The organism is Bradyrhizobium sp. CIAT3101 (genome assembly GCF_029714945.1).
Taxonomy (GTDB): domain Bacteria; phylum Pseudomonadota; class Alphaproteobacteria; order Rhizobiales; family Xanthobacteraceae; genus Bradyrhizobium.
This window is the reverse complement of sequence record NZ_CP121634.1, coordinates 1,346,271-1,359,344: the sequence shown is the minus strand read 5'-3', so window position 1 is coordinate 1,359,344 and position 13,074 is coordinate 1,346,271. Positions and strand designations below refer to the sequence as shown.

Here is a 13,074-nt window from a genome sequence, read left to right as displayed (position 1 = left end):
TTCGCGATGAGACTGGGAAGGTTGCTGGCGGCCACGGAAGATGCACGGCAAGGGAAACTCGAAAAACCGTCAAGATGTTGGCCGACGCCGTGCTGGAGCGCTGCTCGTCCCGTCAAAAACACCGATCGTCCCAGAACTCGTTCTTTCATCCCCGTTCCCACGCCGGCGGTCCCCCAATGCTTGTCCGCCCGGACGGTTCAACCATAGTCCGGCTTCCCTCCGGGAAACACTGACGGTTTGACCAACAATCGCGGCAAGGGTCCGAGACGGATGCACAGCAAATACATCCCCCGATTGGGGCGGGGCATCATCGCCGCGCTTGCCGCGATCGTAACCGCGCATTCCCTGCGATACTACGCCACGCTGGGAGGCGTCTGGTTCGGCATCGATCCGAATATCAAGGCCGTCATACTGCAAGCGCCTCTGCAGGCGCTGACGCACATGCTGATCGCCCCCGTCGCTTTGCTCCTGGGACCGCTCCAATTCGTTCCGAGGCTGCGGGCGCGCCATCCGACGCTGCATCGCTATTCCGGCCGGGTTTACGTCCTGGCGTGCGTTCTGGCTGGAGCGGGAGCATTGGCTACGACACCATTTGCTTCGGGTGGCGAGGTGGCCGGCCTGGGTTTCGGGATTCTCGCGGTCCTGTGGATCGGCACCACTGTGGCTGCCTGGGTCTCGGCCGTGCGCGCAAGGTTTGAGTGGCATCGGATACTGATGCGATTCAGCTACGCGATGACCTTCGGAGCCGTTGTCCTTCGCCTACAGATTCCGATCGGCTACGCCTTGGGCTATAGCAGCTATTCCAGCATGTCTCCGATCCTGTCGTTTACGTCGTGGCTACCCAACGTCTTGATCGTTGCCCTGTATTCGACGTTGGAAGCACGGCGGCACCCGCCAAGAAGCGCAAGCGCGTCGCGCCCGGCGAGCCGTCCGAGCTAACCTCATGGGCGCAGCAGTTGCGTTCGGTGGGAGGCCACTCCGCCTCACTTCTCCTTGAGCACGAGCGCACTGGTCAGGTCGCCGAGCGGCGTCTGCTTGCGAGCGGCGATCGCGGTGTCACGCACGGTGATGCCGTGCAGGGTCGGCAACTCGAAGCGGCGCGTGATGAAGCGCAGGATCGAGGTCGTGTCCATCGGCGTGTGGTCGACATAGCCGCGGCGCGCATAGGGAGAAATGATGATGGCGGGAATGCGGGAGCCCGGACCCCAGCGGTCGCCCTTCGGCGGCGGTACGTGATCCCACAGGCCGCCATTCTCGTCATAGGTCACGACGACCAGCATATGCGGCCATTGCGGGCTCTTCTCGAGATGCGCGACCACGTCGGCGATATGGGCGTCGCCGGCCTGGATATCGGCATAGCCCGAATGCTCATTGAGATCGCCCTGCGGCTTGTAGAAAGTGACCTGCGGCAGCTTGCCGTCGTCGATCGCCTTGATGAATTCGGTGCCCGCCAGGCCGCCGTCGCGCAGATGCTCGGCACGCGCCGCAGTACCGGGGGCGAAGCTGGCATAATAGTTCAAGGCCTGATGGTGATACTGAAAGAACGGGACCGGCGACTTGTTGCCGTGATCCAGCACGTCCTGCCAAGCGCCGCCATACCAGGCCCAGCTGACACGCTTGAGGCTAAGCATGTCCCCGATCGTCGGCTCGGTCTGCGGCGGCAGCGTCGTCGGCTTCATGGGATCCGCATAAGCCTTGTCGCCATCCTTCGCCGGTTCGTTGCCGCTCGGCTGATAGGGTGGCTGCATGGTGTTCACGGCGTAGAAGTCGGGTGTGAGATTGCCGTCGCTGACATATTTCGGAATGCCGTCCATCGCCGATTTCGGCGAGTTGGCGGCTTCCTTCAACGTGACTCCATCGGGCTCGACCACGGAGATCGACGGCTTGGCGGGACTGGTGTCGGCCTTGGGATAGGTCGGGATGCAGGCGCAGACCAGCCATTGGTGGTTGAGGAAGGAGCCGCCGAACGCGCCCATGAAGAAATTGTCGGCCAGCACATATTTCTGGGCAACCTTCCACATCGCCATCTTCGATCCGTCCCAGAGACTCATCACGAGCGCGCCCGAGTCGGCATGAGCGACAAATCTGTCGTTGCGTCCGCCATTGATCTGCATCTGGTTCTGATAGAAGCGGTGCCAGAGGTCGTGCGTAACGGTGCCGTAGCTGAGATTGAAGCCCTTCGGATCGTCCAGATAGTAGGGACGATTGGGCAGATGTTCGGTCTGGGCCTGGGTGACCGGTGGCGTCACGCCCTTTGCGGTCAGGCCGTCCCAGATCGGCGGCAATTCACGGAACGGTTTGCCATCACGATCGCGCTGCGTCCGCGTCCAGGCGGGCGCCTTCGCCACGCCGTTCGCGCCCGGGAAACTGCCATAGAGATTGTCGAAGCTGCGGTTCTCGGCGTAAATCACCACCACCGTGTCGATCAAGGTCAGATCGTCGGCGGCATTCTTCTGGGGGCCCGGTCCGTTACCCGCTGCCAGCGCCGGACCGAACGCACCGATGACGACACTCGACGCACAAAGGAAAACCGCTGATTTCGCCAGCATCCAAGCCCCCTGCTTCAGCCTGATTGTTGCTATCGTTCCGTTCGTCATAGCGCAGACGCTCGCCGAAGGCACGTTCGGATCGCCATGAAGATGTCCAAGGATCAACCCGGTTTGCAATATGCGGATTGAGCATTGGGTTTTCGCAGCTGTGATCGTCCTCGCGGCTTCGACCGTTGGTCCGGCCCAGACCAGTGCTGAGATGTCACGTAGCCAGGCGCGTCGGCAGGCCGAGCAACTCGGAGCTTTGGGTCAGGCCCTGTTTTTCGATCCTTCGCTCTCGGGATCGGGGAAACTCTCCTGTTCATCCTGCCACGATCCCGCGCACGCTTTCGGCCCTGCCAACGACCGCGCGGTCCAGTTGGGCGGTGGCGACATGCAGCAACCTGGCGCGCGAGCGGTTCCCTCCCTGAAATACCTGCAGGTGGTGCCGTCCTTCACCGAGCATTTCCATGATTCCGAGGACGAGGCCGACGAAAGCATCGACAATGGCCCAACAGGAGGCCTCACCTGGGATGGACGGGTCGACCGTGGCGCCGATCAAGCCAGGATTCCCCTGCTCTCGGATTTCGAGATGGGCAATCGGGATGAAACCGAGGTGGCTCGCCGGGTGCTCGCTGCGGGGCATGGCAAGGCTATCGCTGCCATTGCCGGGGCCAAAGCCGTTGCCAATCCGGCCGCGGTTTACAAGACGGCCCTCAAGGCGCTCGAGGTCTACCAGCAGGACCACCGAACCTTTTATCCCTATTCGAGCAAATATGACGCGGTGCTGGCTGGAAAGGCTGAGCTCACCGCTCAGGAAGCGCGCGGGCTCGAATTGTTCAATGCGCCGGACAAGGGCAATTGCGCGTCCTGCCACATCAGCAAACGAGGCAATGATGGCACCCCGCCCCAGTTCACGGATTACGGACTGATTGCACTCGGCATCCCGCGCAATCGCGACATTCCCGCCAACAAGGACCCGGGCTATTTCGATCTCGGTTTGTGCGGCCCCCTACGCACCGACTTCCTGAAGCGCGAGGATTATTGCGGTCTGTTTCGTACGTCGACACTCCGCAATGTCGCGCTCCGCCGGACCTTCTTTCACAACGGCGCCGTACATTCGTTACGAGACGCGGTGCGGTTCTACGTCGAGCGGGAAACCCGGCCCGAACTTTGGTATCCGCGCAAAGCCGACGGCAGCATCGACAAATATGACGACCTGCCCGACAGGCCCAAGGCCAATGTCAACATGGAGCCGCCGTTTGACCGCAAGGCCGGCGATGCGCCGGCCTTGAACGCGACTGACATCGACGATGTCGTCGCCTTCCTTGGTACGCTGACCGACGGATATGAGCCAGCGAAGTGAGGAGCTCAGAAGAGCCGTTCGTCGCCGTTCTTCAGCTCGGAGCTCAGGTTTTGCTGCCGAGACCGAGAAGGTTTGCGACCGTGTCGGCTCCCTTGCCGGAGGCTGACACCTCCCCCTTGTCCCCGACTTCGAGGATGGCGCCGTTGGAGAAACTGAGAGTCCACCCATTATCCGCACCGTTGCGGCGCCGGTCGGTGAGTTCCATGCCGGCCGCAGAGATCAATGCAATGGCCTTGTCGGCATCCATGGTCGTCACCTCTCGTAAGATGTCCCGAATAGATTTGTGCGGCATATGCACCGCCGGGGCAGCCTAAGCTCCTCAAGCCATTCTGGACAGAGCTTGAGGGCGTTGGACACGGTCGGACCGTGTCGCGCGAAGCAACCTGCTCCAGGTCGAACATTCTTTGGAAAGATCACGCTTCAGCGTGGAAATGGTGCCCAGGGGCGGAATCGAACCATCCGGCTTCGCCCTTCGGGCTACGCCGGGACGAGCTCTCGCTCGGGAGGTCTTCGGGTTACGGAGGCACCGAAATTGAGTGGTGCCCAGGGGCGGAATCGAACCACCGACACTGCGATTTTCAGTCGCATGCTCTACCAACTGAGCTACCTGGGCGTGCTCCACGAGAGGGGCCAAAGCCCATCGAGCGGGCGGTTTATAGTGGGCTCACAGCGGCCTGTCTACCCGGCTTCGCCGAGTGGCTTCGCCGGGCGCGGCCCGGCTGTGCACAAGGTGCGCGGGCTTGCGAGCCTCACTATTAAGTAATTGATATTCATCATTATTCTACGTCATCCACCTCATCATCCCGGCCGGGGATGACGTAGCAACCTTTCAGCCAGCGGTTCAGGTCGACGTCGCGGCAGCGCGACGAGCAGAACGGACGGGTGGCCTCCACCTGCGGCTTGCCGCAGATCGGGCAGGTTTTGAGGGGCGAGGCGGGCTTTTTGACGTGGTCGTCCATGGTCGGGATAGCTGTACACGCTGTGACGAGGTTCAAGTGCTCTTCGGCAAACGGGTTCCCGCGACGGGGGCGCAAGCGCGTCCCCACCCGCTTCTACTGTGCATCGGGTTGTTTTCGCGCTTTTTGTCAGACGGCGGTGGCGTTGAGCCAGCCGAAACGGATCGGAAAGCCCTCGCCGCCGAGCAGCGTCGTGGTCTCGTAGAGCGGCAGGCCGACGACGTTGGTGTAGGAGCCCACCATCTTCACCACGAACGAGCCCGCGATGCCCTGCACGGCGTAGCCGCCGGCTTTGCCGCGCCATTCGCCGGAGCCGATATAGGCCTGGATGTCGTCTTCCGACAGGCGCTTGAAGCGGACGCGGGTCTCGACCAGGCGCTGGCGGAACGCCTCGCGCGGCGTCACCAGGGTGATCGCGGTGTAGACGCGGTGGTTGCGGCCCGACAGCAGCCGCAGGCACTGCGCGGCCTCGTCCACCAGATTGGCCTTGGGCAGGATGCGGCGGCCGACCGCCACGACCGTATCGGCCGACAGGATGAAGGCGCCGCGCAGCTCGTCGTCCAGTTGCACCGATTTCAGCGCCGCATCGGCCTTGGCCCGCGCCAGGCGATTGGCGCAGGCGCGCGGCAGCTCGCCCCGCTTCGGCGTCTCGTCGACATCGGCCGGCCGGAGCGCGTCCGGGTCGATGCCGGCCTGGTTGAGCAGCGACAGGCGTCGCGGCGAACCGGAGGCAAGAACGAATTTGGGGCGGCCGAGCATCAGGTGATTTTTGGGGGTCGAGGCAGGGGGTGAATTGCGCGCGGAACCTATCGGACGAGGGCTGATTTCACAACCCGGGAACCCGGACTTTGGTGATTCGAGGTGTCCGACATGCGTGTGCCCTTAGTCTGTGACGCGGGTGTTACGTCGGTCCCATGCTACCCGCTCGCCGCGCCGACCTTGGCGAAACGCCGTCGGATCCGCATCAGCAGCTGGTCGCAGACCTCGCGATAGGCAGCGAGCTTCTGGTCGCGGCTGCCCTCCATGGTGGTGGGGTCATGCGTCGGCCAGTATTCGACGTCGGCGGCGAGCGTGCGGGTCAGCTCCAGCGCCTTGTGGTGCGCTTCCGGCGAGAGCGTGATGATGAGGTCGAAATTCAGCCCCTCCCAGTCCTCCAGCTCCTCGAAGGTCTGCGGCTTGTGGATGGAGATGTCCTGGCCGAGCTCGGCCATCACGGCCACCGCGAACGGATCGAGCTCGCCTTTTCTGGCGCCGGCCGATTTCACGTAGAGGCCCTGCGGGAACATGTGCCGCAACAGGCTCTCGGCCATCGGCGAGCGCACGCTGTTCATGGCGCAGGCAAACAGCACCGATTGCGGATCGCGTGTGCGTGGCGGACCCGCCATCGCACTTAGCCCTTCCAGTGCAGAACGGTGATGAGCGTGAACAGCCGGCGCGAGGTCTCGAAATCGACCCGTACCTTGCCCTTCAGCCGCTCCTGCAGCGTACGCGAGCCCTCGTCATGGATGCCGCGGCGGCCCATGTCGATCGCCTCGATCTTGTCCGGGGTCGCGGTGCGGATCGCCTGGTAGTAGCTGTCGCAGATCATGAAATAATCCTTCACGATCCGTCGGAACGGCGTCAGCGACAACAGATGCGCGACCACGGGCGTGCCGTCCTCGCGGCGGATGTCGAACATCAGCCGGCTGCCGGTGATGCCGATGTGCAGCGTGAACGGCCCCTTGCCGTCCGAACCATCTGGCGCGAACAGGTTCTGCTCGATCAGATCGTAGATCGCGATCGCGCGCTCATGCTCGATGTCGGGCCCGGAACGGCCGATCGAGTCTTCGTCGAGGGTGACCGCGACGATGCGATTGGTCGAGTCGTCCTGTTCGGGCGGCTGGGTCATGACAGATTGAGGCGCAATCCAATCGAGCGCGAATGGGCATCCAACCCCTCCGCTTGTCCAAGCGTCATCGCGGCAGGTCCCAGCGCACGCAGCTGGTCCGGGCCGCATTTCAGGATCGAGGTGCGCTTCATGAAATCGGCGACCCCGAGCCCTGAGGAGAATCGCGCCGAGCGCGCCGTCGGCAGCACGTGGTTGGAGCCGCCGACATAATCGCCGATCGCCTCCGGCGTATGCGCGCCGAGGAAGACAGCACCGGCGTTGCGGATCTTTGCAGCAAGCGCATCGGGATCACCGGTCATGATCTCGAGATGCTCGGCGGCGATTGCATCGGCGAGCGGAATGGCATCAGCGAGAGACTTCACCATGATGATGGCGCCGAAATCGGCCCAGGACTTGCCGGCAATTCCGGCGCGCGGCAGCGTCTTGAGCTGCGCTTCGACCGCCTTCTCGACATCGGCGGCAAGGCGCGCCGAGTCAGTGATCAGGATCGATTGCGCGCTGGCGTCATGCTCGGCTTGCGCCAGCAGATCGGCGGCGATCCAGTCGGCATTGCCGGTATCGTCAGCAATCACCAGCACCTCGGAGGGGCCGGCGATCATGTCGATACCAACCTTGCCGAAGACCAGCCGCTTTGCGGCGGCGACATAGGCATTGCCGGGACCGACGATCTTGGCGACCGGCGCAATCGTCGCGGTGCCGTAAGCGAGTGCGGCCACGGCCTGCGCTCCGCCGACGCGGTAGATCTCGCTGACGCCACCGAGATGGGCTGCCGCCAGCACTAGCGGATTGAGCTTGCCGTCGGGCGACGGCACCACCATCACCAGGCGCGAGACGCCGGCGACTTTTGCAGGCACTGCGTTCATCAGCACCGACGACGGATAGGCCGCAGTGCCGCCCGGCACATAGAGGCCAGCGGATTCGATTGCCGTGTAACGCCAGCCGAGCTCGACCCCGAGCGGGTCGGTGAAGCGCTCGTCCTTCGGGAGCTGGCGACGATGGTAAGTCTCGATCCGGTCACGCGCGAGTTTCAGCGCATCCAGCGTCGCCGCATCGCAGGCCTTTGTCGCAGCTTCGATCTCGGCTGCCGAAATGCGCAGGCCGGAGGCGTCCAGCCTCAGCCGATCGAACTTTGCGGTCGCCTCGAGCAGCGCGGCATCGCCCCGCTTGGCGACGTCGTCGACGATGGCGCGCGCGGCCGCCTCGACATCGGCCGAGACCTCTCGCTTGGCGGCGAGGAAGGCCGCGAATCGCTGGTCAAAATCGGCGCTGCTGCGGTCGAGACGAACGGGCATTTTGGGCTTGGCTTCTGCTGGTTTTAGGGGGCGCGGTCCGGCTTACCGGCCCCCCTGCTCAATGGCGCGGCGGGAAAGCTGCGTCAACCCTTGGCAGCCCCTTTGGAAGCTGCCGTTCCGGCGAGGGCCCGCGCCGGCTCGGCTGGTATACAGGCAACCTCACCCCTCTCCCTCGATCGCCAGCCCCGTTCCCAGTTCGTCCGCGCCCAAATCGGTCAGCTCGCATTCCAGGCATTCGACGTCGAGGCGGATGGCGCCGCCCTGGGCGAACAGCAAGAGCGCGCTGCCGCCGGGCTCCTCATCGCGACCGTCCTGGGGATGAAACTCGATACCGACGAGGTCCAGGACCGCCTCAGGCGTCGCGAGATCGATGTTGCGCGACTTGCAGGCGAGCACGCGGTCGAAGCGAAGCGCCGACACCAGCCGACGCGGCTCGGCCTCGCCCGCCAGCGTCTGCTCCCAGTCCAGCCGGCTCATCCCGACCACCAGGCGCTTCTCGCCCTGCCGCCAGATGATGTCGGAAGGCTGCACCCGGGCATCCTGCACATGGGTGGAGATCACCGCGAGATCGTCCGCATCGAGCGCGATCAGTTTGAGCTGGGGAGACATCACCGACACTTCTCCTCGAGGGCTGATACGGCTCAACGCGCGGGGCTGCCGATATTTCCGCCCAAACTAGCGGCCGCGTGGACGACCGACTAGAGGCTATTGATATCGTTCATCTCCAGCACCCTCCTGGGATAGCCAACCCTGGCCACATGGATCATGGCGCGCCCCATCTGCTCGGTCGAGGTGACGAGCCCGGGCGAGATCCGGCGCAGCACCGACCACAGCGGCCAGGTCACGTCGTAGACCGCTTGCACCCAGGCCGTCTTCGAGCGGATTCCGTGCAGGGGCTGGATCGCGCCGGGCCGGAACATGTAGGCGGCCTTGAACGGCAGCTTGAGCAGATCGTTCTCGGTCTTGCCCTTGACGCGCGCCCACATCCGCGAACCCTTCTCGGTGGAATCGGTGCCGGCGCCGGTGACATAGGTGAAGGTCATCTGTGGATTGAGCCGCGCTAGCGTCGCCGCCGCCGCGAGCGTGATGTCGTAGGTGAGATGGCGGTAGCGGTCCTCGCTCATGCCGATCGAGGAAACGCCGAGGCAGAAGAAGCAGGCGTCATAGCCTGCGAGCTGCGCCTCGATCTTCGAATAGTCGGTGAAATCGTCGTGGATGATCTCGGTCAGCTTGGCATTGCGCACGCCGACCGGACTGCGTCCGACCACGAGCACACGCGCGACACCGGCATCGACCAGACATTCACGCAACACACCCTGCCCGACCATGCCGGTCGCGCCGAAAATGATGACACGCATCGGGACGTCCCCGCCGGGATCGCGGCTCATGCGGCGGCCGCGATCGCGTCGAAGGATACACCGGTCAGCGTCGCCGAGACATCCCACAGCTTGGCCGCGGACGCGAAATCCTTCGCCCGCGGCATGATCCGCGCCTCGACCGGCGGCCCCTTCAATTCGTAGAACCAGTTGGGGCCGTAATAGCCGCCGGGCTCCGCGGCCGGCGAGGTCGCCGCGAACAGGGTCGGCAGCGCGCCTTCCGCCGCGGACTGGCTGATGAAGGGCTGGAGCCACCGGCTCACGCGCGACTGGAAGCTGTTGGTGCCCGGACCGTTCGGAATGAGATCGGTGCGCGCGTAGCCGGGATGCGCGGCAACACTCCGCAGGCCCCAGCCGGCCGCATCGCTGCGCCGCTGCAATTCGAGCGAGAACATCAGCATTGCGAGCTTGGACTGGCAGTAGGCGCGCCAGGGACGATAGGACCGCTGGCTCTGCAGATCATCGAAATGGATCGCGCCGGTGCGATGCGCGAGGCTGGAGAGGTTGACGATCCGCGGCCCCTTGACGCGGCGGAGCTGCGGCAGCAGGCGGGCCGTCAGGGCATAATGGCCGAGATAATTGGTGCCGAGCTGCATCTCGAAACCATCCTCGGTCTCAAGCCGTTTCGGCAGCGCCATCACGCCGGCATTGTTGACGAGGAGGTCGAGCTGGTCGTTGCTGGCGGCAAAACGCCGGGCGAAATCGGCGACCGACGCCAGGCTGGCGAGGTCGAGATGCTCATAGGCGATCAAGGCGTTGGGAAACTGCGCGCAAATGCCTTCGATCGCCCGCAGCCCCTTTGCGTCGTTGCGCCCTGTCAGTATGACGATGGCTCCGGCGCCCGCCAGCGCCAGCACCGTCTCATAGCCGAGGCCGCCGGTGGCCCCGGTGACGACGACGGTCTTGCCGCTGAGCGAGGGGATGTCTGCCGTGGTCCAGTCGGTCATGCCATATCTCCGTTCAGGGCTGGAACGAGGCCCGCGACGGGTCTAAATGTGCACTGAGTGCAAGTTTGCAAGAGGTGAAAGAATTTGAAGGCTTCGAAGCCCGCCGCGAAACGCCACAAGCCGTTGAACGCCGGAGAGAAATCTCCGCCGGCCGCCGGCCTGCGCCAGCGCAAGCAGCAGGAAACCCGCGAGCGGCTGAAGCGCGCGGCGATGGCCCTGTTCCTGGAGCGCGGCTTCGAGGCCACCACGATCGACGACATCGCCGAAGCGGCCGACATGTCGCGGCGGAGCTTTTTTCATTATTTCGCGTCGAAGGAGGACGTGGTCGCCGCCTGGCAGGAGGATGCGGCAGCGGCGCTTGTCGCCGAAATCCTGGCGCGGCCCGCGGAGGAATCCATGCTGACGGCGGCGGAGAATGCGATCGCTGCGGCGATGAAGCGGATCGATCCCACCGAGGCGGCGGCGATGTCGCGGCTCAAGCGCGACAATCCCGCGCTGCAGGCCCGCGATCAGCTCAAATACGAAAAACTCGAGCGCGCGCTGGCGGAGGGGCTTGCGCAACGCTCGGGCCGCAAGTCGGACCGCTTGAGGGCACGTCTCGTCGCCATGATCGCCACCGGCGCGATGCGCGTCGGCGGCGAGAGCTGGCTCAGCCAAGGCCCGCGCGACAAGCCGGAGGCTTTCGTCAAGCGGACCTTCGATGCGATCAGAACGATCCTGGCGTGAGCGACCTGCTCAGCCCTTGAAGAACGCCAGCAGGTCCGCGTTGATGGTTTCGGCGTGCGTGGTCGGCATGCCGTGCGGAAAGCCCTTGTAGGTTTTCAGCGTGCCGTTCTTGAGCAGCTTGGCCGACAGCGGCGCGGAATCGGCGTAAGGCACGATCTGGTCGTCGTCGCCGTGCATCACCAGCACCGGCACGTTGATCTTCTTCAGATCCTCCGTGAAATCAGTCTGCGAGAACGCGACGATGCCGTCGTAATGCGCCTTCGCGCCGCCCATCATGCCCTGGCGCCACCAGTTCTGGATCACCGCCTCCGACGGTTTTGCACCGGGACGGTTGTAGCCATAGAAGGGTCCGGCGGCGACGTCGCGGTAGAACGCCGAGCGGCCGGCGGCGAGCGCCGTCTGAAAGCCGTCGAACACATCCTTGGGCAGACCGCCGGGATTGGCCTCGGTCTTCACCATCAGCGGCGGCACCGCGGAGAGGATCGCGGCCTTCGCCACGCGAGACTCGCCGTGGCGCGCGATGTAGTGCACGACCTCGCCGCCGCCGGTGGAATGGCCGACATGGATGGCGTTCTTGAGGTCGAGATGCGCGGTCACCGCCGCGAGATCGTCGGCATAATGATCCATGTCGTGACCGTCGGCGACCTGGGCCGAGCGGCCGTGCCCGCGGCGGTCATGGGCGACGACGCGATAGCCGCGGGTGACGAAGAACATCATCTGCGCGTCCCAGTCGTCGGCTGACAGCGGCCAGCCATGGCTGAACACGATCGGCTGGCCCGAGCCCCAATCCTTGAAAAAGATCTCGACGCCGTCCTTGGTGGTGATGGTGGGCATTTGCGGGACTCCTTTAGCGAGATGCGATCAGGCGAACGCCACCGGCCTGTAGCGACGCCAAGCGCCGATGGTGACAATCACGAAGAACACCAGCACGATGCCCTGCACCGCGGCGAACACCGGGCCACCCGGTGGATTCGGCGGCACTGCCGGTGCGAGCGCGGCCAGGGCCGGCACCTTGAGAAACGACTGGATCACCAGCACGAAGACGTTGAAGTAGAGCGAGATCATCGCGGTCACGATGTAGACCGGGCGCCAGGCGCCTCTGAGCTTCATGCCGTACAGCGCGAAGCAGGCGATCGCGAGCAGCACCAGCGAGATGCCGGCGATGATGTACGAGGGCAGCAGCTCCTTGAACGGAAACAGCAGGCCGGTGACGTTGGTGAGGATAGTGAAGAGAAGAAAGATCGCTGTGAGGGCCGGCATCGGATTCGAGCCAAGCAGCCCGAACATCACGATCAGGCCGACCGCGATGGCGATCAGGCTGATGATGACATGGACCAGTGTGAAGGCTTGCAGGCTCATCCCGAGAACCATGGCATCTCTCTCCTACGCTCAGCATTGAGGTCAGAAGATTAGTATTACGGTCCTCATTGGATTGCCACATGCGGCACGATCACACATGTGCGTGCAGCCATGCGTCATCGTGCGAATCGACAAACGCATGGCTGAATTTTTCGCAGCGCTGTCACAAACGACAGCAGCTTTCGACGAAAGTTGAATCGATCGTCGCGATCACACTTCCTTGGTGTCGAAGATCAGGAGGTCGGCACCGCCGCTGGCGAATTTCGGCACGTCGCCTGCGGCCGCCTTGCCCGCTTCGCTGCCGAATGCCTTCTGGATATCGCCCACGCTGTCGAAGCTGAGAATGGCGACGAGGTGAACGCCTGACGGTCCGGCGGGCGAGCCGACCGCACCCGTGCTCACGGCGTATTTCTTCAGGCCGGGAAGTTTCTTGGCGAGCGGAATGTGGGTCTCGGCATAATGCTTGTCGAAGGCGGCAGCGTCCTTGGGCGTCTTGTAGAGCACGACGAGTTCGGCCATTTAGTCCTCCCGTTGAATCTTTGTTTCCACGCGCGATTGGCCTCGCGACGAGGGGATAGTCGGGCATCGCACGGCAAGATGGCAAGCCGGATTCGACTTGCCGTCTGCTTGTCTTCT

At 64.0% G+C, this 13,074-nt stretch carries 16 protein-coding genes and 1 tRNA gene; 3 read left to right on the top strand and 14 right to left on the bottom strand.

Features of this window, described 5'->3' with window-relative positions:
- Nucleotides 1–237: 237 nt before the first annotated feature.
- Nucleotides 238–939 (top strand): DUF2306 domain-containing protein, encoded by a 702-nt coding sequence (locus QA645_RS06210; RefSeq protein ID WP_283048920.1) that lies wholly within the window; start codon nt 238–240, stop codon nt 937–939.
- 44 nt (nt 940–983) lie between these two features.
- On the opposite strand, the gene QA645_RS06205 is transcribed toward QA645_RS06210, so the two are convergent.
- Complete coding sequence (locus tag QA645_RS06205; RefSeq protein ID WP_283048918.1) at nt 984–2,549, bottom strand: acid phosphatase; 1,566 nt, start codon at nt 2,547–2,549, stop codon at nt 984–986.
- Nucleotides 2,550–2,667: 118 nt separating this feature from the next.
- Between QA645_RS06205 and QA645_RS06200 the strand changes: the two genes are divergently transcribed.
- Entirely contained in the window at nt 2,668–3,894 is a 1,227-nt protein-coding gene (locus QA645_RS06200; RefSeq protein ID WP_283048915.1) for a cytochrome c peroxidase, read from the top strand.
- 43 nt (nt 3,895–3,937) lie between these two features.
- Here QA645_RS06200 and QA645_RS06195 read toward each other — a convergent pair whose 3' ends face one another.
- From QA645_RS06195 to QA645_RS06150, 10 genes are all read right to left on the bottom strand, one after another.
- Nucleotides 3,938–4,141, bottom strand: a complete 204-nt coding sequence (locus QA645_RS06195) for a hypothetical protein (protein ID WP_283048913.1) — start codon at nt 4,139–4,141, stop codon at nt 3,938–3,940.
- Nucleotides 4,142–4,431: 290 nt separating this feature from the next.
- Nucleotides 4,432–4,507 (bottom strand) — tRNA-Phe (locus QA645_RS06190).
- 163 nt (nt 4,508–4,670) lie between these two features.
- Nucleotides 4,671–4,853, bottom strand: a complete 183-nt coding sequence (gene yacG, locus QA645_RS06185; RefSeq protein WP_283048911.1) for a DNA gyrase inhibitor YacG — start codon at nt 4,851–4,853, stop codon at nt 4,671–4,673.
- Between the two features lie 126 nt (nt 4,854–4,979).
- Nucleotides 4,980–5,609, bottom strand: coding sequence for a Maf-like protein (locus tag QA645_RS06180; protein ID WP_148774643.1), 630 nt, complete (start codon nt 5,607–5,609; stop codon nt 4,980–4,982).
- Between the two features lie 158 nt (nt 5,610–5,767).
- Nucleotides 5,768–6,235, bottom strand: a complete 468-nt coding sequence (locus QA645_RS06175) for a low molecular weight phosphatase family protein (RefSeq protein ID WP_254128132.1) — start codon at nt 6,233–6,235, stop codon at nt 5,768–5,770.
- 5 nt (nt 6,236–6,240) lie between these two features.
- On the bottom strand, nt 6,241–6,738 hold the full coding sequence (locus QA645_RS06170) for a UPF0262 family protein (protein ID WP_254128131.1): 498 nt from the start codon (nt 6,736–6,738) through the stop codon (nt 6,241–6,243).
- The gene (gene hisD, locus QA645_RS06165) at nt 6,735–8,030 is read right to left on the bottom strand and encodes a histidinol dehydrogenase (RefSeq protein WP_283048909.1); all 1,296 of its coding nucleotides are present in this window, start codon (nt 8,028–8,030) and stop codon (nt 6,735–6,737) included. The genes QA645_RS06170 and hisD overlap by 4 nt, the downstream gene beginning before the upstream one ends.
- Nucleotides 8,031–8,189: 159 nt before the next feature.
- Nucleotides 8,190–8,639 carry a DUF2948 family protein gene (locus tag QA645_RS06160; RefSeq protein ID WP_254128129.1) on the bottom strand — a complete coding sequence of 150 codons (450 nt, stop codon included), beginning with the start codon at nt 8,637–8,639 and terminating at the stop codon, nt 8,190–8,192.
- 89 nt (nt 8,640–8,728) lie between these two features.
- Nucleotides 8,729–9,388, bottom strand: coding sequence for an NAD(P)H-binding protein (locus tag QA645_RS06155; protein WP_283048907.1), 660 nt, complete (start codon nt 9,386–9,388; stop codon nt 8,729–8,731).
- 26 nt (nt 9,389–9,414) lie between these two features.
- Nucleotides 9,415–10,353 (bottom strand): oxidoreductase, encoded by a 939-nt coding sequence (locus QA645_RS06150; protein ID WP_283048905.1) that lies wholly within the window; start codon nt 10,351–10,353, stop codon nt 9,415–9,417.
- A gap of 84 nt (nt 10,354–10,437) precedes the next feature.
- Between QA645_RS06150 and QA645_RS06145 the strand changes: the two genes are divergently transcribed.
- The gene (locus QA645_RS06145) at nt 10,438–11,079 is read left to right on the top strand and encodes a TetR/AcrR family transcriptional regulator (RefSeq protein WP_283048903.1); all 642 of its coding nucleotides are present in this window, start codon (nt 10,438–10,440) and stop codon (nt 11,077–11,079) included.
- Nucleotides 11,080–11,088: 9 nt separating this feature from the next.
- Here QA645_RS06145 and QA645_RS06140 read toward each other — a convergent pair whose 3' ends face one another.
- The 3 genes from QA645_RS06140 to QA645_RS06130 all read right to left on the bottom strand — a co-directional run bounded on the left by QA645_RS06140 (nt 11,089) and on the right by QA645_RS06130 (nt 12,957).
- Complete coding sequence (locus QA645_RS06140; RefSeq protein ID WP_283048900.1) at nt 11,089–11,913, bottom strand: alpha/beta hydrolase; 825 nt, start codon at nt 11,911–11,913, stop codon at nt 11,089–11,091.
- A 27-nt stretch (nt 11,914–11,940) separates the two neighbouring features.
- Nucleotides 11,941–12,450 carry a hypothetical protein gene (locus QA645_RS06135; RefSeq protein WP_254128124.1) on the bottom strand — a complete coding sequence of 170 codons (510 nt, stop codon included), beginning with the start codon at nt 12,448–12,450 and terminating at the stop codon, nt 11,941–11,943.
- Nucleotides 12,451–12,648: 198 nt separating this feature from the next.
- Nucleotides 12,649–12,957, bottom strand: coding sequence for an EthD family reductase (locus tag QA645_RS06130; protein ID WP_063985878.1), 309 nt, complete (start codon nt 12,955–12,957; stop codon nt 12,649–12,651).
- Between the last annotated feature and the right edge of the window lie 117 nt (nt 12,958–13,074).